This is a genomic window from Veillonellaceae bacterium (assembly GCA_012523975.1).
Classification (GTDB): Bacteria; Bacillota; Negativicutes; order JAAYSF01; family JAAYSF01; genus JAAYSF01.
In genome coordinates, this window is sequence record JAAYSF010000006.1 from 1 (window position 1) to 20,261 (window position 20,261).

The following is a 20,261-nucleotide window of genomic DNA, read 5'->3' on the forward strand; positions in this document are numbered from 1 at the left end:
ATAAAAGCATTATTGGGCTGCGTTCCCCAGCACTTAAACTTGGACGCCGACTTGACAGCATGGGAAAACCTGGAACTCCATGGGCGTCTTCATCACATTCCCACCCAAGAACGGCGGCATCGAATCGATGAATTACTCGAGTATGTTGAACTGCGCGATCGGGCCTCCGAGATGGTGAATACCTTTTCCGGCGGCATGAAACGGCGGCTGATGATTGCCCGGGCTCTCATGCACCGTCCTAAAGTACTATTTCTAGATGAACCTACCGTCGGCCTAGATCCACAGGTCCGACGGCGGTTGTGGGATTTAATTTTGAGTCTTAATCATCAGGGGCTGACTGTTCTTCTCACCACCCACTATATTGAAGAAGCGGAGACTCTCTGTCAGCGCGTTGCTATACTGGAGAAAGGCAAGTTAGTCATATCCGGCACGCCGGCTGACCTGCGCCGCAAGGTAGGTCAATATACGGTGGAATGGTCGGAGGCTGACGGGATTAAATCACGCTTTTTTGTTGAGCGGCCGGATGCTGTAGCCTTTATGAATAGTCTTGACACTGCCACGACGATACGAAATACGAATTTAGAAGATGTATTTGTTGAGTTAACAGGAAGGAAAGTGAAAGACTGATGTTAGCTGATATTAAAACAGTGATATGGCGGGACTGGGTTGTCCTTCGCCGGCGGCTGGGTAGGTACATCTTATCCCGAATGGTATCCCCGGTTTTGTATTTAGTCGCGTTTGGCTGGGGGGTTGGCAGACAAATCCAAGTCCAGGGAGGAAGTTATTTAGATTTTATTGTACCGGGAATTTTGGCCTTAAACTCCATGATCATCAGTTTCAACGCCGTCGGGACTCCTGTGAACATGAGCCGCCTTTATTATAAGACTTTAGAAGAATATCAGATTGCCCCTATTACGGCCGCATCATTTGTGATTGGCAAAATAGCATCGGGAATGATTCGCGGCATAATATCTTCACTTGTAATCATCATATTGGCCTTTGCTTTTGGCGCAACGTTGACCATCCATGGCTGGTTCTGGCTGGTACTGCTACTGAATTGTGCCCTATTTGCAGGGTTAGGCTTTGTAGCGGCAATGTTTATGAATTCACATGAAGAAATGGCGAACTTCAATACTTATGTATTAACCCCTATGTCATTCTTGTGCGCCACCTTTTTTTCTACAGACCGCCTGCCCTCATTAATGTATTATTTTGTAGAATCATTACCGCTGACACATGCCAGCCATGCGCTTCGGATGGCCGGCCAAAATCAAGATCCTGCAATTTTGTCAATTGTCGTGTTACTGGCATATTTCATAGTATTTCTGACAATCGGAATTTGGCAAATGAAACGCGTAAAGGGATAGCAGCTGTACCGCAAAGTACGCTAAATAATGTTAGTAAATACTTAACGTTTCATACTCCGAATCACCGTCTTAGTTGCCTTGTCCACGCGTAAGGATTCGGTAATTTTCTGCAGTGCTTTATTGTAGGTGAAATCATCAAGGGTGTTTTTCTTCAAGTAGGCTATGGTTTTTTCCGGATATTTGATAAAGCAGACAGAAATAGCCCAGGCTACAGCCATTTTTACGTAATAACCCTCATGTTTGGCGCTGTCCAAAAGCAGCAGTACTTTGCTGATATACTCGTCTTGCATATAGAAGGTCAGCAGCATAACAACTCCAAACCGCATTTCAAATTCTTCGCGCGATTGTAGGTAGGGCTGTAAAAACTCCCAAACCTCGGACAGGTGTTTCTTAGTGATTCTTAAGTTGTTGCAAAAGGAGTCACACACCGCCCAGTTGTTAATCTTTGGTACAAAAGCGGCGACGTAGGGCAAGATCTCGGCGAGGTCGGCTTTAGCATAACCGATTACCAGACCTTTAAGCATAATCTCTTCGTAATAGTCTTCAGGTGCGGCAGCCAGATAGCCGCGCCAATCACCTTTGGCAATTTCTTTGGCGAGTTTGCGCAACTGGGGAAGCCGTACCCCAAGCACATTATCGGTGCCAGGAATTAACTTGCTGTGAAATTGCCGAAAATCATCTTCAGCCAGCTCTAAAATGCGTTCGCGTATTGTCTTTTCCATCGAGTTCTCCTATATGTTTGATTGACTTTATTCTAGCATAAAAGAAACAGACACTCGACCCTTACAGCGTTTGACGTTCCGAATATTTTATGGTATGGTTATTTAGTATATGGAATAACAGGCCGCCGTTATCGGACGGCCTTTGTTTTTAGCCGGTATAAGTTCAGCTGCCGGCTTATGCCATGCTAGTGCAGGGTAAGCCGGATTACTATAGAAAGTTAAATGAAGGAAGGCGGAATTAAGGTTGATTAGCACAAGTAATTTAAGTCTTACATTTGGCAAGCGCGCGTTGTTTGAGGATGTTAATATCAAATTTACACCCGGCAACTGCTATGGTTTAATTGGTGCCAATGGCACTGGTAAGTCTACTTTTCTCAAAATACTGTCGGGCGAGATTGAGCCAACTACCGGTTCGGTATCAATTACACCCGGTGAACGTCTGGCTGTATTAAAACAGAATCATTACGAATTTGATGAATGCGAAGTCTTAAAGACAGTAATTATGGGCCATGCCCGGTTATATCAGATTATGGAAGAAAAGGAAGCGCTTTATGCCAAACCCGACTTTTCAGACGAAGACGGCATGAAGGTATCAGAGCTTGAAGGCGAGTTTGCCGAACTTAATGGCTGGGAGGCTGAAACTGAAGCTGCTAAGCTGTTGAATGGTTTAGGCATTCCTGAAGCGCTTCATAATAGCCTGATGAAAGATTTAAGCGGTAATGAAAAGGTTCGTGTACTGTTGGCGCAGGCTTTATTCGGTAATCCTGATATTCTGCTCCTTGACGAACCGACCAACCACTTAGATGTTGAGGCTATTCAATGGCTTGAGGATTTCTTATACAGCTTCGAAAATACCGTAATTGTTGTATCCCATGACCGTCACTTCTTAAATACAGTTTGCACTCATATTGCGGATATTGATTTTGGCAAGATCCAACTTTTTGTAGGCAACTATGATTTTTGGCTGGAATCAAGTGAGTTAGCTATGAAACTTGCCAAAGAGGCCAATAAAAAGACCGAAGAAAAAATGAAGGAACTGCAAAATTTTATTCAACGTTTTAGTGCCAATGCTTCTAAATCAAAACAAGCAACTTCCCGGAAGAAGCTTTTGGAAAAGTTAACTTTAGAAGATATTAAGCCGTCTTCCCGTAAATATCCCTATATTGCTTTCAAGCCGGACCGTGAAGCTGGCGATCAATTGCTTAATATTGAGGGTCTAAGCAAGACTATTGATGGCGAAAAGGTTTTAGATAATGTTACATTCAGAGTCGAGAAGGGCGATAAGATTGCCTTTGTCGGTGAAAATGGCCTTGCCAAAACAACGCTTTTTAAAATATTAATGGGCGAGTTAGAGGCAGACAGTGGTGAGTTTAAGTGGGGCATAACCACTTCGCAGGCATATTTCCCCAAAGACAATTCCAGATTCTTCGACGGTGTTAAGCTAAATCTCGTTGATTGGCTGCGGCAGTTTTCACGTGACCAGGAGGAAACCTTTATCCGTGGTTTCCTAGGTAGAATGCTGTTCTCCGGCGAAGAAACCCAAAAAGAGGCCAGTGTTTTATCCGGTGGTGAAAAGGTACGGTGTATGTTTGCCCGTATGATGTTAAGTGGCGCAAATGTTCTAATCCTCGATGAGCCTACCAACCACTTGGATCTGGAGTCGATTACGGCGCTAAACAATGGTTTGATAAGTTTTGACGGTACTATCCTGTTTGTCTCCCATGACCATCAGTTTGTTCAAACTGTAGCTAACCGGATTATCGAAATTACCGACAACGGTATAATTGATAAGCGCACAACCTATGATGAGTACCTTGAAAGTAAGGCAAAGGCAAAAGCAAAAAAATAGTTAAATACAAAAAACCAGCTGTGAGCATAATGTCCAGCTGGTTTTTTAGCATTTGAGATTATAACTTCAAGCTTGCGCCGAAGCCAAAACCGTTGCGGCTGCTGCCTTCATCAGGGTTGATTGAACGGTAGTTAAGGTTAAGATCAACGTTGTGGGCCACTTGATAGTTGGCACCAAGCTGCAGCTCTTTAAAATCGCCGTTTCCGACCAGTGAAGCGTAACCATCCCAAGCCGGAGCTAATGGAGCAGTTGCAGCCAAGCCCAGATAAAACTTAGAGTCATGACCGTAATCACGGCTGCCAACAATTCCTCTCAGGTTATTGTTTAGATTAAATTGGCCATAGATGTCATCGATGTCACCACCGCGATCGAAGTCGGTATTTTCCAGGCCAAGCGTAAAGCTCTTTGAAAATTTGTGCTCAAGGTAGAAAGTATCGCTGTCGAGATCGCCATTGTTCATAACGATGCCGATGGCTGTTTGACCTTGGTTCAAATCATTAATAGGTGCGGCAAAGCCGGTGGCCAAGTTGACAGAGAACAAAGCAGCTAAGCCAATTACTATTTTTTTCAAAGTAAACCCTCCAATATGTATATTTCTCTTGAAATATAACAAAACACTGACTGGTCAGTCAATGAGTCTTATTACCTATATTAAAATGTAAATAGGACTGAAGGCTGTTTTATAGCCATTGTACTCGGGCAGCCGGTTTTCGCAACCGGCACTAAAATCCTGGCTATCTATAGTTCTTTAAGCACTATTTCATTCAATGGCAGTCTGGGGCGAGGGCCAGGGGACTGGTCAGGGAAGCCAATCGGTAGTAGGGCCACGACATTGTATCTTTCATCTAACCCAAGCACTTCTTTCGTTTTTGCTTGGTCAAACATCATTATCCAGCAACTTCCGAAGCCCAAGTCTGTCGCTCTGAGTGTAATATGGTCAATAGCTATAGCCACATTTAGCGATAAGTAGGCGGCGGCTGAGGCCTCATCCCAGTCTTTTTTTCGAGGCTGGATTGGTGATTTGGGGTCGTCTAATGGCGTATCCACGAAAGCGCCGGCCTCTTTTAATTCTCGATAACGTTTAGTTGACGATCCAAGGGCTTTGGTATCTACGCAGCAAGCGATCACAACAGGCGCGTCAGCTACAAAGGGCAGGGGAGTACAGTTACGCAGTTTGGCTCTTGCTTCCGGACTTTTAATTACAACATAACGTGTCGGCTGAAGATTAGATCCTGACGGAGCGAGGCGTCCTGCATCTAACAGTTCCCTAATGGTAGCATCGGGTACTGGCGTGGACTTAAATTTACGGATGCTTCGGCGTGCTTTTATGGCATCAATTACTTCCATGCTATCACCTCTTAATCATAATTCTTATCCTATATTATCCAATATGAACAATACTTTATCAACATGCTCTCAATAAGTCAGCCATAAATGAGATTTGCTTCGGGATTTGTGTATTTAACGGATAAAAAATACCAGGTAACATTAGTTACCTGGCTAAGATACTCACAGTTTAGAACCGACGGCGGCGGAAAAGGAAAAAGAATGGAAAGAAAAATGGGAAAAATCTAAACCGCGGGAAGAATCTAGATCTCCGTCGTCCGAATCCGCCAAAGCCGCCGAATCCATCGGGATTGCCATTAGGATTACCATCGGGGTTGCCATTGTCATCTTCCATTACTCCTAGTTCGGCCGGTGCACCGCACATTGGGCATTCTTCAAGTTCTTCGTCATGCTCGCAGCCGCAGTAAGCACATACTCTAACTACGGTATGACCGCAGTCGCAGTCTTCGTAAACCCTATACCTCATAACGTAGGTGCCGATACATCTTCGACCGAGTACCGGCATAGGTTCGCATGATGGCATACACTCATGATCTGGCATACAGTCATAGTCATTTCTTGGTTTAGAGCGCTCCATATCATACCTCCAGTGATTTTTTTTGCGGGTTCTAATGTATTTTATGCACAGTTATGGTAATGTGTTAAGTTAATTTACCCGCCGCGTGACAAAAAAAAATAGACCACTTACGTGGTCTATTTTTTTACCTTTGTGGGTAACACTTTCTAGGGTTGCAGACTCGTGGGAAGCAATTAATTCTAGGGAAACATTGCTGGCGCGGGAAACAAACTTGGCGGGGGAAGCATTGGCGCGGGAAACAAATTTGACGTGGGAAACAGACTTGACGAGGGACGCAGGGGCGCGGTAGACATCCTACACGCGGGTAACAATTTTGGCGAGGATAACAATTTACTCTTGGGTTGCAGTTTTGCCTAGGATAACAGTTAGGCCTAGGTGAGCACATAGCCGTAACGGTAATCTGCCTATCGTCGTATTCTTCGTCAAAATCTTCTTCCCAATCGGTGATTTCCGGATAATCGTCATCCCAATCAAATTGGTTATAATCTGACACTTTGACACCTCCAAAAAATTGGTTAAGTATTTAATACATAATATTCGCAGATGTGAACTTAGGTGACTGAGGCTATGGAGGGATTTAAATAAAACCACTTAATGGAAATATTTTCATAATTACGGAATACAGTTTAGGATAACCCATACCCATTAGTATAGAGGATTTTTGCTTGGCCTGGCGTCTATAGCTTAATCTGGATTAAGGAGGGAGACTATGGCGGGAAAAGTAGTGATCTTAGGGACCCTCGATACTAAGGGGCAGGAGTTTAAGTATATTAAGGAGCTTATTGAAAGCACCGGTGCAGCAACTATTGTTATCAACGCGGGCGTAAAAGGCCAGCCTTACTTTGACCCCGACATTTCTAACATCGAAGTGGCCCGAGCAGGCGGAAGGGAGCTTGAAGAGCTGATTGCCCGCGACGATCGGGGGCTGGCTGTTGATATCATGATGCGGGGCAGTGTAAGTATTGTGGCTGACTTATATCGGCAGGGACAGGCAGCGGGATTATCAGCCTGGGGGGAACGGCAGGCACAACAATTGGAACTGCCGCTATGCAGAGCCTGCCGGTCGGCGTGCCTAAAGTCATGGTTTCGACGGTAGCTTCAGGCGATACGCGGCCTTATGTCGGCGAAAAAGATATCACCATGATGTATTCCGTCGTTGATATCAGTGGCATCAACAGCATTTCACGCCGTATCTTAGCCAATGCCGCCTTTGCTATAGCCGGCATGGTCAGCGGTGAGATACCCGGAATTCAGGATGAGAAACCACTAATTGGAGCAACAATGTTTGGTGTTACTACGCCCTGCGTAACCAAGGCCAGACAGTATTTGGAGGGGAAGGGCTATGAAGTGCTGGTTTTCCATGCTACCGGTGCGGGCGGCCGAGCTATGGAAGCCTTGATAGAAGGCGGTTTTATAAAAGGTGTTCTTGATATCACAACCACCGAGTGGGCTGACGAATTAGTGGGCGGGGTTTTAAACGCCGGTCCGGCCCGCCTTGAAGCTGCTGCCAGAGCCGGTATACCGCAAGTTGTATCGGTAGGAGCGCTTGATATGGTCAATTTTGGACCGCGGGCCACTGTTCCTGAGCAATTTAAAGACCGAAAATTCTACCAGCATAATCCTACTGTTACATTAATGCGGACAACAACTGAGGAATGCCGGAAGTTAGGCGAGATAATTGCTGGCAAAGTTAACTTGTCGACGGGACCTGCTGCTGTCTATCTGCCGCTAAAAGGCGTATCGCTGATTGACACCGAGGGCCAGCCGTTTTGCGGCAAGGAAGAAGATGAGGCGTTGTTCGACGCTATAAGAGCCAAGCTTGACAGCAATAGGGCGGAGCTTATTGAAATGGACACTGATATCAATGATGAGCAATTTGCGCTGGCAATGGCTAATAAATTAATCGCCATGTTAGAAAATCGATAAGGAGTGGACGAATATGGCAATTTTGAGAATTGAAATTTTAAAAAATATCCGTGAGCAAATCGCGAAAGGATTACCCGTTATCGGCGCCGGAGCCGGTACCGGTATATCGGCTAAGAGCGCCGAAGCGGGCGGGGTAGACCTAATTGTTATCTATAACTCCGGGCGCTATAGAATGGCCGGAAGAGGATCCTTGGCAGGTCTCATGCCATACGGCGATGCCAACGGTATTGTTGTCGAGATGGCAAGTGAGGTATTGCCGGTAGTTAAGAGAACGCCGGTTTTGGCCGGGGTATGCGGCACTGACCCGTTCCGTCTGATGGATGTTTTTCTGCGTCAGCTAAAAGACATCGGTTTTTCCGGGGTGCAGAACTTCCCGACTGTCGGTCTTTGTGATGGTGTGTTCCGGCAGAACTTAGAAGAGACCGGCATGGGTTACGACTTGGAAGTCGCAATGATCGCCGAGGCTCACAAACTTGATATGCTTACAACCCCTTATGTTTTTTCTGAAGAAGACGCTGTTAAGATGGCTAAAGCAGGAGCCGACGTTTTGGTAGCCCATATGGGGCTTACGACAAAAGGAACGATTGGGGCGCATACGGCTTTAACACTTGATGAATGTGTTGTAAAAATTCAAGCTATTCATGATGCTGCAAAAGCCGTTAACCCTGATATAATGGTTATTTGTCACGGCGGTCCGATTGCCGAGCCTGATGATGCCGCCTATATACTTCAACATACTAAGGGGGTTATCGGTTTCTTCGGAGCATCAAGTATGGAAAGGCTACCGACTGAAAAAGCCATCGCCGCCCAAGTCAGGTCGTTTAAAGGTATTCAGTTTTAAATTAGAAATTCAGCCCGTTTTTGCTAGTATGCAGAGATGGGCTTTTTTTCTGTTCTCAAAAGGATAATATCGTTGATTAGCCAATTAATAAAGAATATAGTAAATATTCAGATGGAGGCGATATAATGACCACAGACAAAAGTGTACGCGTTGCCGTTGTGCAAACTGCGCCGGTCCTTATGGACCGTGAACTGACTGTTAAAAAAACTGTGTCGCTGGCGCTTGAGGCTGCGAGTAAAGGCGCAAAAATTGTATTATTTCCTGAGGCATTAATACCGGCCTACCCCCGTGGGCTTACTTTTGGTACAAATGTTGGGGCGCGGTCTTTAGCAGGGCGAAAAGATTTTGCAAGGTATTGGGATAATTCAGTGGTCATTCCGAGTGCTGCTACTGACGAATTGGGGGCAGCAGCCCGCAAAGCCGGAATTTACTTGGCGGTCGGGATAATTGAGCGCGAGGGTGAAGGCAGCCAGAGTACATTATATTGCACGATTATATATTTCGGCCCTGATGGCAGTATATTGGGCAAGCATCGCAAGCTTAAGCCGACAGCATCTGAACGGCTCATTTGGGGTGAAGGAGACGGTAGTACTTTAACAGTCGTTGATACGCCGTTTGGTAAAATGGGTGGGCTCATCTGCTGGGAAAACTATATGCCGCTGGCCCGCGCCGCGATGTACGACAGCGGATTAAGCATTTACTTGGCGCCGACAGCCGACTCCAGGGATGCTTGGCAATCAACAATTCGCCATATCGCCCTAGAGGGAAGATGCTTTGTCCTGGCCTGTAACCAGTTTGTGACGAAAGATATGTATCCAACAGATTTGGCTTGTTATAGCGAACTGGAAAATGCACCCGAGGTTATGTGCCGGGGCGGCAGTGCAATCATTGATCCGATGGGCGAATACGTAGCCGGCCCGGTTTACGGCAAAGAAGATATTTTGATCGCCGATTTGGACTTGGGTCTAATTGCGCAAAGCCGGTTTGACTTTGATGTTGCTGGCCATTATGCCCGCCCGGACGTTTTTCAGCTTATTGTTAACACTGAGAAAAAGGAAAATGTTAAAAGGCGTAACGGAGGATTTTAAAATCTAACTTTGTGCTCTAAGAAGAAAACAGTCTCGCTTAAGTATTTAAGGCGAGACTGTTTTCTTTGCCAAAGTTGTGAGGTCTATTTTAAAGTAATATAATATACTTCTAAGGAATTTAATCAAGACAAGGCGGTGAGATGTAAAATTGACCAATACATTTGCCGATATTGTACTAACAAATGGTGTTGTGTACACCGCTGATCAAACGGATACTGTGTGCCAAGCCGTGGCCGTTAGAGGAGAACGGATTGTTTTTGTCGGCAGCGGCAAAGATGTGCAAGTATATATTGGTGAGCAGACAAAAGTCTATGATCTTAACGGGAAAATGCTCATCCCCGGCATGATTGACTCCCACATCCATCCGCCGGGATTGTCGCTGCTCGATTTATACGAGGTTCAGCTATTTGGGATTGACAGTATCGAAGGCTATGCTGAAGCGGTAAGGCAGTTTATCGATAAGCATCCCGGTATTTCAGCCGTCTATGGCCGTGGCTGGTCCTGGGCTGTTTTGCATGGTGATGAGCTGACCAAGGGGCCGCGTAAAGAGCATCTTGATGCTGTAACTAAGGATATTCCGGTAATATTAAGGGCTCATGACGGACACACCCTATGGGTTAACTCCAAGGCTTTGGAAGTTAACGGGATAACCCCCGATACTGAGGCTCCTGACGGGGGTATTATCGAGAAAAATGCTGCCGGCGAATTATGGGGGACATTAAAAGAGTCTGCTATGTCGCTGATAGCGTTACCTGAATATAGTCTAGAACAAATAACTGCTGCTATAGAAGCTTTTCAGGCCAAGATGCACCGCTTTGGCATTACAGGCATTCTGTGTATGGCAAGTTTGGCTTTTGAAAAAATATTTAAAGCCTTTGATGCGTTGCAGCAGGCCGGAAAGCTAGGGCTTCATGTTGGCGGAGCCATGACGGTTAGTCCTAAGGAGGATATTAAAGCCCAGTTTGATGGTATCAAGCGCGTGGTTGGTCAGTTTAAGTCGCCTAATTTAAAGGTTATATCAGCTAAATTCTTTACAGATGGCGTTGTCGAAGGCGGCACAAGCTTTTTGCTTGCTCCTTATATGCCAGGAGCAGGCAAAGGGGATAACTATTATGGTGAGTTTCTCTGGGATACCGCATTGCTTGAGCAGGCTTTCTGTGAGGCAAACAGCTGCGGGCTATCAATTCATGTTCATTCTACCGGCGACGGTTCAACGCGAAGAGTTTTAGATGCTTTTGAATACGCTCAAACTAAAGTTCCAGGGAATCATCGCAATGTTATAACACATCTACAGCTTGTTGCCGATGAGGATATACCAAGGTTTAAAAACCTCAACGTTATTGCCAGTGTTCAGCCTTATTGGCAGTTTAAGGGGCCTGACTGGTGGCATCATGTAGATTACAAGTTTCTGGGTGAACGGGCCGAAAAGGAATTTCCGCTAGCAACTTTCTTTAAGAATAATGTTGTTGTGGCTTCATCGTCAGACTATCCGGCGACAATAGTGCCTAATCCTTTGTTAGCTATTGAGGTAGGTGTAACACGAAATATTGATAATGGTACTTTACATGGTGTAGAAGAAATTACAGATATCGATGATGATAGATATCTGCTTAATAAAAAGGAACGGGCAACCGTTCGGCAGATGATTCGGAGTTTTACAATTAACAGTGCATATATGATGTTCTTAGATAAAGACACTGGCTCAATAGAAGTTGGCAAGTTAGCCGATTTAGTGGTACTGGATCAGAATTTGTTGACCATAAACCCTCTTGATATCGAGAAGACAAAAGTGGTTATGACTTTTGTAAAAGGTCAGCTGGTATATTCCATCAGCGAATAAGCTATTTGTCAATTAGAAGCAGGTAAAAACAGCATGGAAGGAGTAATATTAAATCAGGTTGCTGCCTTAATTAATTATTAGGACTGGAGTGACTTCGGGTGACAAAATACGAAAATCTGTTGTTTGAAGTAGAAGATGGCATCGGTATTGTAACGATTAATCGGCCTAAAGTATTAAACGCTTTAAATCGGGCGACTATCACCGAAATTGAGGCGCTGTTCAGTGAGTTGGTTGAGGATAATAGTGTAAAGGTTGTTATTGTTACCGGAAGCGGCGAAAAGTCATTCGTGGCTGGCGCCGATATAGCCGAGATGCAGTCGATGACAGCTATAGAAGGCCGAAAATGGGGTAAATTGGCGCAGGCGGTCTTTAACAAAATTGACAATCTTCCCCAACCTGTAATTGCGGCTGTTAACGGCTATGCGCTCGGGGGTGGCTGCGAGTTGGCAATGGCCTGCGATATCAGAATCGCATCAGAAAAAGCAAAATTTGGTCAGCCGGAAGTGAGTCTTGGCATACCGCCCGGATTCGGCGGTACGCAGCGGTTGCCGCGTCTAATCGGCAAAGGTAGGGCCAAGGAGCTGCTGTTTACGGGTGAAATGATCGATGCTCAAGAGGCTTATCGAATCGGTTTGGTAAATAGAGTAGTAAAACCCGAAGAACTAATTACTACTGCTCGCGATATCGCCAGAAAAATAATGCAGAGGGGCGAAATAGCAGTAAAAATGTGCAAGGCAGCCGTGAATGAAGGTTTAGATATGGACCTCGATTCCGGACTGGCTTACGAGGCCGAAGTATTTGGGCTTTGTTTTGCGACTGAGGATCAAAAAGAAGGTATGCAAGCCTTTTTGGAAAAACGCCAGCCTGTATTTAAAGGCAGATAGTTATAGACAGCCCGGTAACGGGCTGTTTTTTAGTTAGACTTTAGCGTTGTTCAGGTCTCTATTATAATGTTTGCCAGTAGAGCTTTTACCGAATTTGGCTAGGGCTTATTACCTGGATGAAAATAAATTAACTTTGATAGTTTAAACTATAGAAGGACATTTTTGATTTTTGTCGTATTTTAACTTATTACTAAAAAATAGGAAATGTAGAATAATTTTAACTTTAGGGGGAACAATTATGCGGTTAGAACATGATTTTCTAGGTGAATTGCAATTACCAGATGATGCTTACTATGGTGTGCAAACTCTTAGAGCAATGGAAAACTTCAAAATTACCGGCCAAAAAATTGATTCAGATTTTATTATTGCTTTGGCTATGGTAAAAAAAGCGGCTGCCAAAGCCAATATGGCAACTGGACGTTTAGACAAGACTATCGGCGAAGCTCTTGTAGCTGCAGCAGACGAGCTTATCAGCGGTAAGTTACATGACCAGTTTCCGGTAGATCCAATCCAAGGCGGCGCAGGTACTTCAATTAATATGAACACTAACGAAGTTCTGTGTAATCGCGCGCTTGAAATTATTGGTGATAAAAAAGGCAATTATGATCGAATTTCTCCGAATAACCACGCTAATATGGCTCAGTCAACTAATGATGCCTTTCCCACAGCAATCAAGGTTTGCATTGTTCGTAAAGGACGCATCTTAATTAGCGCATTGCGCGGACTTGCGGACGCCCTTGATGAAAAAGCTGTTGAATTTAAGCATGTTCTTAAAATGGGTAGGACTCATCTTCAGGATGCCGTGCCTGTCACGCTTGGCCAAGAAATGGCTGCCTATGCATCAGCAGTTCGTCGCGGCGTCGGCCGTATTGAGAGTGTTTTGCATCATTTATATGCCATAAATATGGGCGCAACTGCCGTTGGTACGGGTCTTAATGCTGAGCCTGAGTATATCATCGAGGTTGCGAAACAACTTGCTGAGATAACGGACGAACCGTTTGTAACAGCTGATGATTTAATTGATGCAACAAATAATACCGATGCTTTTGCTGATGTATCGTCTGCACTCAAAGTTACTGCCTTAGTGCTCATTAAAATTGCTAATGATTTCCGTCTGATGGCGTCAGGTCCTCGCTGTGGGCTTCATGAAATTGACCTACCGCCGCGTCAGCCTGGTTCATCCATCATGCCTGGCAAAGTAAACCCGGTTATTCCGGAAGTGCTTAACCAGACCTGTTACCAAGTTATCGGCAATGATTTGGCGGTAACTATGGGCGTTGAAAATGGCCAGTTCGAACTTAATGTAATGGAACCTGTAATGGCTTTCAATATTTTTAACTCGATTTCATATCTGACGAATGCTGTTAACGCCTTCACTAGCCATTGCGTAAAAGGTGTTAAAGCCAATGTTGAGCAATGTGAAGAATGGCTAGATAAGAGTGTTGGTATTATTACAGCTTTGCTGCCGCATATTGGCTATGAAAACTCGTCAATGCTGGCAAAGGAAGCTTATAAAACTGGTCGGCCTGTTAGACAGATTATTCTTGAAAAAGGTTTGCTAACTAAAGAAGCTATGGATATTATCCTTTCGCCTGAAGAAATGACCAAGCCAGGTATCGCTGGTCAGCAACTGCTTAAAAAGTAAGATTTAAATGTTAGAGCCCGCTGTTGTCGGTTGTTCGGCCACAGCGGGCTCTTTATCATTATCTGGATAATTGTGCCACAGATAGGGTTCGGATTACCAAAAGGGTTTAACTCTTATACGTATAATAAATATAAGAGAAGTCCAAATTTGTTAATAAGCCGAGGCGAAGTTTTTGAAACTATATAAAATAATTTTAGTAATAAGCGCTTTAGTTTTATTAGCAGCGCCATCATTTGCCCAGCCAGGCAAAATTCAGCTGTTATGGCCAAGTGCTCAGGATGCCGTAATGTACGAACTTGAAATAGCCGAAATTGCTATTCGCAGCAATAAGCAGGCGCCTCAGGAAAACGTTGTATACACAACACCATACATTTATACACCAGGCACTGAAATCAGTTTATCTGAGCTAGGTGAACGGGATATAAGTAAGCTCTACTATCGGGTCAGGCCGTTAGATTTAGAACAAAATCCGATAGGACCGTTCACTGAACCAGTAGCTTTAGAAAAAAGTGAGATCAATCCGACAAAGCCTGCTACGACAGCTTATCATAACAGGCAGCCGGCGCTATTATATCCGGTGTATTCTTGGATCCCGGTGCTAGGAGCAGAACGGTATGAGATTGAGGTAACGAATAAATCTCCTGAGAACCCGAATGGGACAGAACCGTCACAATTTAGAGTGCGTGTTTATTCTATGGGCAGGGGCTTTGATTATTATGATTTGGAAGCGTTCCGAGAGGCCGGCACTTATTATTGGCGGGTAATTGCCTTTAACGACGAAGGACAGCCAATTGGGACTTATTCTGACGCGGTTATGTTTAAGGTGCACACAGGCGGTTATCATTGGGCTGCGTTTGGTGACAGCATTACTCATGGCGGCGGCGCTATTTCAAACCCGCCTTCCGATAGGCGGTTTGACTATTCAGCTTACTTGCCGTTCCCGGTCAAAAACTTGGGGCGCAGCGGTGATACTTCGGCCATGTTGGCTGATCGGTTTGATAGCGATGTATTGCCCTTTAAACCGCAATATCTTTTAATACTAGGCGGTAGTAACAGCATAAGGGGCGGTGCCAAAGGTGAAGAAGTAATTGCCGATTTAATAACGATAAAACAAAAGTGCGAGGCTAACGATATTATTCCGATCTTTTTAACACTGCCGCCGGTAAACCCTGAGCGTATTGAGCGCGTTTTCGATCAGTCAACAGCAGATAACTGGCAGCTAGAGCTTGCCAAGGTCAATGCATTTCTCAGAACTCAGCCTTATGTTGTTGATATCTATTCGGCTTTAGTCGATGAAAAGGGTATCTTGCCGGTAAAGTATGCTCAAGATGGTCTGCATCCTGATATTTCTGGCAAAAAGGTTATCGCGGGGCAGATAATGGGATTCTTAGCAAAAACCCGCTTGCCGTAAATTTCCGATAGCTTGAGTAAAATCACCGGGTAAAGGAGCGTCAACAGTCAGTTGGCGCTTTTCTTTTAAATGGTAGAAGGTTACTGAGGAGGCGTGCAGCGCCTGACGGGCTATAAGGGGCGAGCGTACGCCATACATACCGTCGCCAAGGATTGGATTTCCCAGGTAGGCTAAATGCAGCCGGATTTGGTGAGTTCGGCCGGTCTCCAGGTTTAACTCAACCAATGATGCATTGTTATATTTTTCGAGAACTTTGTAATGAGTTATGGCTTGCTCACCGGTTGGCGTAATTGTCCGTCGGTTGGGATGCTGGGGATGTGCGCCGATGGCGGCGTTAATTGTACCAATTGGCGGTTCAATAAATCCTTTGACTAATGCTTGGTAAGTTCGTTTTAATTGCCCGGCTTTTAGCTGCTGCTCTAGTTTAGACTGACTTTCGGCATTTTTAGCAAAAATAACACAGCCTGATGTATCACGATCTAACCTGTGCAGAGGGCGGATGGCTGCGACGACATTACGTTCTTTAAAATGGAAGGCAAGATAATTTGCCAATGTTCCGGAGTTAGTCCGTCCTGCGGGATGCACAAGCTGGCGTGCCGGCTTATCTAATACCAACAGGCACTCATCTTCATAAAGGATAGTAATACTCCCTTTTTCAGGCTGTACGCCGTAGGAAGCATCTTCGAGGATGAGAATACTCAGGGTATCCGCTGCTGATAAATTCCTTTGTAAAAAAACCGGTTTATTATTAAGCAATATGCCTTTTTTTCGTGTTAATTTTTGAAGCTTGCGGCCTGAGTAGTGGAGTATCTGTTTTAGATAAGCTTCTACAGTTAGGCCTTGGTGCTCCGGCGAAATTTTAAATACTGAAAATGATCTCATAATCGGCCTGCTTTCACTAAAGATGATGTGACAATTATATCCTAAGTTTTACGCTATTATCTATTCTAATACCAAGAAGTTCAAAAGTGAACAACTTAATCCAGTTAACCAACAGAGACTACAATTACTTTTACCAGACTGCATTTCTAAGTGTAAAAACAGACATATATTAGTACAATAAAGTGGGAGTCTTACAGCAGCTTGGTCATCTGATAAAACTGATCTATGCTAGACTAGTGATAAAGGGAGGCCGCTAATGAAGAAAATTTGGCTGGCGGGAGGATGTTTCTGGGGTGTCGAGGCTTATTTCCAGCAGTTAAAAGGGGTGCTAGATACAACGGTAGGTTATGGGCAAGGTTTTACTAAAAATCCTACCTATGAGGAGGTTTGTTCGGGGCAAACAGGTCATACAGAAATATGCGAGATAATATATGATGAGACAATATTGCCGCTGCCTAAAGTTCTGGAGCATTTTTTCCGGATAATAGATCCAACCACGCTAAACCGTCAAGGTCCGGATCGGGGAACGCAGTATCGCACAGGAATATATTATAACGACAGTGGCGATTTACCTGTAATTAAAGAATTTGTACAAAAAATGCAAACTGGCTATGATAAGCCGATTGTTGTAGAGGTCGAGCCTATAAAAAATTTTTCAGCAGCCGAAAACTATCACCAGGATTATCTTATGAAGACGCCGGGCGGCTACTGTCATATTAATTTAGCTTTAGCATGTCCGGATGAACGTAAATAACGACTAAAGTGGGAGGAGTTTTAATTTTGAATAAGATTTTGCTTGAAAAATATGCCCGTCTTATTGTAAAGACCGGGATCAACCTTCAAAAGAATCAAACTCTGGTAATATCATCACCGATTGAATGCGCTGAATTTACCAGAGTTGTAAGCGAGGCGGCTTATAAGGAGGGCGCTCGTGATGTAGTTATTCGCTGGACTGATGAATTATCAACCAAAATTCGCTATCTCTTGGCTCCTGAGGAAGTTTTTGATGAATTTCCTGATTGGCAAAAAGAGTTTTTTATGTTTTATGTACGGCAGGGCGCTGCTTTTATAAGTATTGCGGCAGAAGATCCCGAGCTCCTCAAAGATGTAGAAGCAAGCAGAGTAGTTAGGGCACAAAAAGCAAGCAGCATGGCGCTTAAAGAATACCGGGAAAGACTGATGAGCAATAAAAACGTCTGGTGTGTTGCGTCGGTTCCGACCAAGGCTTGGGCAGCCAAGGTATTTCCGGAGCTGCCTGTGGATCGGGCGGTTGATAAACTCTGGGAGGCTATATTCAAAACAGTCAGGGTGGATAACGATGATCCGGTAAAGGCGTGGGAAAACCATAAAAGTAATTTAAAACAGAGTATGGAATTTTTGAATTCTCATAAGTTCAAATACTTGCATTACAAAAATTCACTAGGAACGGACTTAACGATTGAACTACCTGATAATCATATTTGGCTGGGCGGCTCTGAATATAGTCCGGAAGGAGTCGAATTCATCGCCAATATGCCCACAGAAGAAGTATTTACATTGCCGAAAAAGACGGGTGTCAACGGGCGGGTCGTAAGTGCCAAGCCGCTTAATTATAATGGTAATCTCATTGAGAACTTTTCATTCATTTTCAAGGAGGGACGAATCACAGAGTACAGCGCCGAAAAGGGTTATGAAATTCTAAAGAGCCTAATCGAAACTGACGAAGGCTCCCATTATCTTGGCGAAGTAGCATTAGTTCCGTTTGATTCACCAATTTCAAAACTGGATATTTTGTTTTATAATACGCTATTTGATGAAAATGCCTCGTGCCACCTTGCTATAGGAAAGGCTTATCCAGTATGTATAAAATGTGGCGAAAACCTGAACAAGGAAGAACTGGACGCGATTGGAGTTAATGATTCATTGGTTCATGAAGATTTTATGATAGGGACTGAAGACCTTGAAATCACAGGGACAACTGCGGACGGGCGCGAAATACTAATCTTTAAGAATGGTAACTTCGTTGAGCACTAAAATACCAACAATATAAGCTTAATATAAAAAGACTCTTCCTAGAAGCACTTCGTAGGAAGAGTTTTTATTTGGATCATTTGAACTGCTGATGGTCATTGCCTATAGGGAAGGATTTTAGGACGGGTGAGGGAAACTAAGTAAAGTATCTAATGCGAATTTAAGGAGAGTGAATTAATGATAAAAAGGATTAGTATTACTGTAATTACATTAATAGTAGTTTTAACTATGCTATTAACACCCTGCCTAGCTGCAGTGACCCATGACGATTTCACTGTTAAGGGAATTAACCTGCTGTCGAGCAACTATGACAGTATAGTCGCAAAGTTAGGAGAGCCTAAAAAGAAAATTAATGAAGAATACGGCCAACCACCCTTAACGCATCTCTCGTATCCGGGGCTAAAAATATCGGTAATAAGTGAATCCGGGCAAATAGTACATATGGTCATTGATAATGGCGACTATCAGACAAAGCGCGGCGTCAAAGTAGGTGCCACACCTTATAAGATTACAAAGGCATATGGGAAGCCTTATAAAACTGTTTTGAGGGGACATGTTTACTATATTTATGATACTGAACCGGCAGGAGCAAATCGTTTAATCTTTGATATGACTGAGGGGTATGCAAGTAAAATTATTTATACGACCATGCCTTTAAAATAGATGAATTTTTTTAAAAACCATCTTGACATAACTAAATTTCACTGGTAAAATAAGTCCCTGTGGTTGACCTTTAGTGTTATAGCTGAAGCGAGACAATAAGATGATGCGGTCGTGGCGGAATTGGCAGACGCGCTAGATTCAGGTTCTAGTGAGGGCAACTTCGTGGAGGTTCAAATCCTCTCGACCGCACCATTATCTAATGGAGGGATTCCCGAGTGGTTAAAGGGAGCAGACTGTAAATCTGCCGGCTCTGCCTTCGAAGGTTCGAATCCTTCTCCCTCCACCATTTACCACTTGACTTCAAAGCTAAGAAGTGGTAAAGTTTATAAATGTCACATCGCGGGGTGGAGCAGCTGGCAGCTCGTCGGGCTCATAACCCGAAGGTCGCAGGTTCAAGTCCTGCCCCCGCAACCAAAATATCTAATTGGTTTCAGTGTATCTGCGACAAGTATAGTATCTGGTACAAGGCCGCAAATGGCTTAATAGTGTGCAGATGCTAGGCGCGGCGAGCATCGGAGCGGAATCGCAATGGTAATTGCGTTGAGCACCGAAGCGCAGTCGCAACAACGCAGATGTACGCTAGTAAGCCATTTGCGATAAGTTGCTGGTGTAGCTCAGTCGGTAGAGCGTATCCTTGGTAAGGATAAGGTCACCGGTTCAATCCCGGTCATCAGCTCCATTTTAATAAGGCGGCGTAGCTCAGTTGGCTAGAGCATGCGGTTCATACCCGCAGTGTCCGGGGTTCAAATCCCTGCGCCGCCACCATATCGGGGCGTGGCTCAGTTTGGTAGAGCACCTGGCTTGGGACCAGGGGGTCGCAGGTTCGAATCCTGCCGCTCCGACCACTTATTTTAAAAACATTCATTGACGATATGGTAAAAATAACATGTTGACATGTTTAAATAGATGTGTTAATATTTTATTCTGTCGCTAACAAGCGGCTTAACATAAATCAATGATTCCAGATTCCTCGATAGCTCAGTTGGTAGAGCAATCGGCTGTTAACCGATCGGTCGTAGGTTCGAGTCCTACTCGAGGAGCCATGACCTACTAGCTCAGTCGGTAGAGCACCTGACTTTTAATCAGGGTGTCGATGGTTCGAGTCCATCGTGGGTCACCATTTCACGGCCCGTTGGTCAAGCGGTTAAGACACCGCCCTTTCACGGCGGTATCAAGGGTTCGATTCCCTTACGGGTCACCATATCATGG

At 44.5% G+C, this 20,261-nt stretch carries 17 protein-coding genes, 9 tRNA genes and 1 pseudogene; 22 read left to right on the forward strand and 5 right to left on the reverse strand.

Annotation, left to right across the window (positions count from 1 at the left end):
• Both GX348_01030 and GX348_01035 read left to right on the forward strand, forming a co-directional pair.
• Nucleotides 1-627: ABC transporter ATP-binding protein (locus GX348_01030; protein ID NLP40780.1), on the forward strand; the 627-nt coding region annotated here is incomplete at its 5' end.
• Nucleotides 627-1,367, forward strand: a complete 741-nt coding sequence (locus tag GX348_01035; protein NLP40781.1) for an ABC transporter permease — start codon at nt 627-629, stop codon at nt 1,365-1,367. The genes GX348_01030 and GX348_01035, both read left to right, overlap by 1 nt.
• A gap of 41 nt (nt 1,368-1,408) precedes the next feature.
• Here the strand turns inward: GX348_01035 and GX348_01040 are convergent, their stop codons facing one another.
• Nucleotides 1,409-2,089, reverse strand: coding sequence for a DNA alkylation repair protein (locus tag GX348_01040; protein ID NLP40782.1), 681 nt, complete (start codon nt 2,087-2,089; stop codon nt 1,409-1,411).
• 244 nt (nt 2,090-2,333) lie between these two features.
• On the opposite strand from GX348_01040, the gene GX348_01045 reads away from it, so the two are divergent.
• On the forward strand, nt 2,334-3,938 hold the full coding sequence (locus GX348_01045; GenBank protein ID NLP40783.1) for an ATP-binding cassette domain-containing protein: 1,605 nt from the start codon (nt 2,334-2,336) through the stop codon (nt 3,936-3,938).
• A 58-nt stretch (nt 3,939-3,996) separates the two neighbouring features.
• Here the strand turns inward: GX348_01045 and GX348_01050 are convergent, their stop codons facing one another.
• The 3 genes from GX348_01050 to GX348_01060 all read right to left on the reverse strand — a co-directional run bounded on the left by GX348_01050 (nt 3,997) and on the right by GX348_01060 (nt 5,862).
• A complete protein-coding gene (locus GX348_01050; GenBank protein ID NLP40784.1) occupies nt 3,997-4,509 on the reverse strand; it encodes a hypothetical protein in 513 nt (170 codons plus the stop codon).
• Nucleotides 4,510-4,676: 167 nt separating this feature from the next.
• The gene (locus GX348_01055; protein NLP40785.1) at nt 4,677-5,285 is read right to left on the reverse strand and encodes an oxidoreductase; all 609 of its coding nucleotides are present in this window, start codon (nt 5,283-5,285) and stop codon (nt 4,677-4,679) included.
• Nucleotides 5,286-5,454: 169 nt separating this feature from the next.
• Nucleotides 5,455-5,862, reverse strand: a complete 408-nt coding sequence (locus GX348_01060; GenBank protein NLP40786.1) for a hypothetical protein — start codon at nt 5,860-5,862, stop codon at nt 5,455-5,457.
• A 709-nt stretch (nt 5,863-6,571) separates the two neighbouring features.
• Between GX348_01060 and GX348_01065 the strand changes: the two are divergent.
• From GX348_01065 to GX348_01095, 7 genes and pseudogenes are all read left to right on the forward strand, one after another.
• Nucleotides 6,572-7,788 (forward strand): annotated as a pseudogene (locus tag GX348_01065) (UPF0261 family protein).
• 13 nt (nt 7,789-7,801) lie between these two features.
• A complete protein-coding gene (locus GX348_01070; GenBank protein NLP40787.1) occupies nt 7,802-8,629 on the forward strand; it encodes a phosphoenolpyruvate hydrolase family protein in 828 nt (275 codons plus the stop codon).
• 125 nt (nt 8,630-8,754) lie between these two features.
• Nucleotides 8,755-9,717 carry a carbon-nitrogen hydrolase family protein gene (locus tag GX348_01075; GenBank protein ID NLP40788.1) on the forward strand — a complete coding sequence of 321 codons (963 nt, stop codon included), beginning with the start codon at nt 8,755-8,757 and terminating at the stop codon, nt 9,715-9,717.
• Between the two features lie 148 nt (nt 9,718-9,865).
• On the forward strand, nt 9,866-11,557 hold the full coding sequence (locus GX348_01080; protein ID NLP40789.1) for an amidohydrolase: 1,692 nt from the start codon (nt 9,866-9,868) through the stop codon (nt 11,555-11,557).
• Between the two features lie 98 nt (nt 11,558-11,655).
• Nucleotides 11,656-12,441 carry a short-chain-enoyl-CoA hydratase gene (locus GX348_01085; protein NLP40790.1) on the forward strand — a complete coding sequence of 262 codons (786 nt, stop codon included), beginning with the start codon at nt 11,656-11,658 and terminating at the stop codon, nt 12,439-12,441.
• A gap of 238 nt (nt 12,442-12,679) precedes the next feature.
• Complete coding sequence (aspA, locus tag GX348_01090) at nt 12,680-14,086, forward strand: aspartate ammonia-lyase (GenBank protein ID NLP40791.1); 1,407 nt, start codon at nt 12,680-12,682, stop codon at nt 14,084-14,086.
• A 172-nt stretch (nt 14,087-14,258) separates the two neighbouring features.
• A complete protein-coding gene (locus GX348_01095; GenBank protein NLP40792.1) occupies nt 14,259-15,497 on the forward strand; it encodes a GDSL family lipase in 1,239 nt (412 codons plus the stop codon).
• On the opposite strand, the gene GX348_01100 is transcribed toward GX348_01095, so the two are convergent.
• Nucleotides 15,474-16,379, reverse strand: a complete 906-nt coding sequence (locus tag GX348_01100) for an RluA family pseudouridine synthase (GenBank protein ID NLP40793.1) — start codon at nt 16,377-16,379, stop codon at nt 15,474-15,476. The two genes, GX348_01095 and GX348_01100, sit on opposite strands and share 24 nt — an antisense overlap.
• A 256-nt stretch (nt 16,380-16,635) precedes the next feature.
• Here GX348_01100 and msrA point away from each other — a divergent pair, with 256 nt between their 5' ends.
• The 12 genes from msrA to GX348_01160 all read left to right on the forward strand — a co-directional run bounded on the left by msrA (nt 16,636) and on the right by GX348_01160 (nt 20,253).
• Nucleotides 16,636-17,133, forward strand: a complete 498-nt coding sequence (gene msrA, locus GX348_01105) for a peptide-methionine (S)-S-oxide reductase MsrA (GenBank protein NLP40794.1) — start codon at nt 16,636-16,638, stop codon at nt 17,131-17,133.
• Nucleotides 17,134-17,156: 23 nt separating this feature from the next.
• Nucleotides 17,157-18,392, forward strand: coding sequence for an aminopeptidase (locus tag GX348_01110; protein NLP40795.1), 1,236 nt, complete (start codon nt 17,157-17,159; stop codon nt 18,390-18,392).
• Nucleotides 18,393-18,566: 174 nt separating this feature from the next.
• Nucleotides 18,567-19,052, forward strand: coding sequence for a hypothetical protein (locus GX348_01115; protein ID NLP40796.1), 486 nt, complete (start codon nt 18,567-18,569; stop codon nt 19,050-19,052).
• 105 nt (nt 19,053-19,157) lie between these two features.
• A tRNA-Leu gene (locus GX348_01120) sits at nt 19,158-19,244 on the forward strand.
• 9 nt (nt 19,245-19,253) lie between these two features.
• Nucleotides 19,254-19,338 (forward strand) — tRNA-Tyr (locus GX348_01125).
• A 52-nt stretch (nt 19,339-19,390) separates the two neighbouring features.
• A tRNA-Met gene (locus GX348_01130) sits at nt 19,391-19,466 on the forward strand.
• Between the two features lie 189 nt (nt 19,467-19,655).
• Nucleotides 19,656-19,731 (forward strand) — tRNA-Thr (locus GX348_01135).
• A gap of 9 nt (nt 19,732-19,740) precedes the next feature.
• Nucleotides 19,741-19,817, forward strand: a tRNA-Met gene (locus GX348_01140).
• A gap of 3 nt (nt 19,818-19,820) precedes the next feature.
• Nucleotides 19,821-19,897 (forward strand) — tRNA-Pro (locus GX348_01145).
• Nucleotides 19,898-20,019: 122 nt separating this feature from the next.
• A tRNA-Asn gene (locus GX348_01150) sits at nt 20,020-20,095 on the forward strand.
• Between the two features lies 1 nt (nt 20,096).
• A tRNA-Lys gene (locus GX348_01155) sits at nt 20,097-20,172 on the forward strand.
• Between the two features lie 6 nt (nt 20,173-20,178).
• Nucleotides 20,179-20,253: transfer RNA gene (locus GX348_01160), tRNA-Glu, on the forward strand.
• The last annotated feature ends 8 nt before the right edge of the window (nt 20,254-20,261 follow it).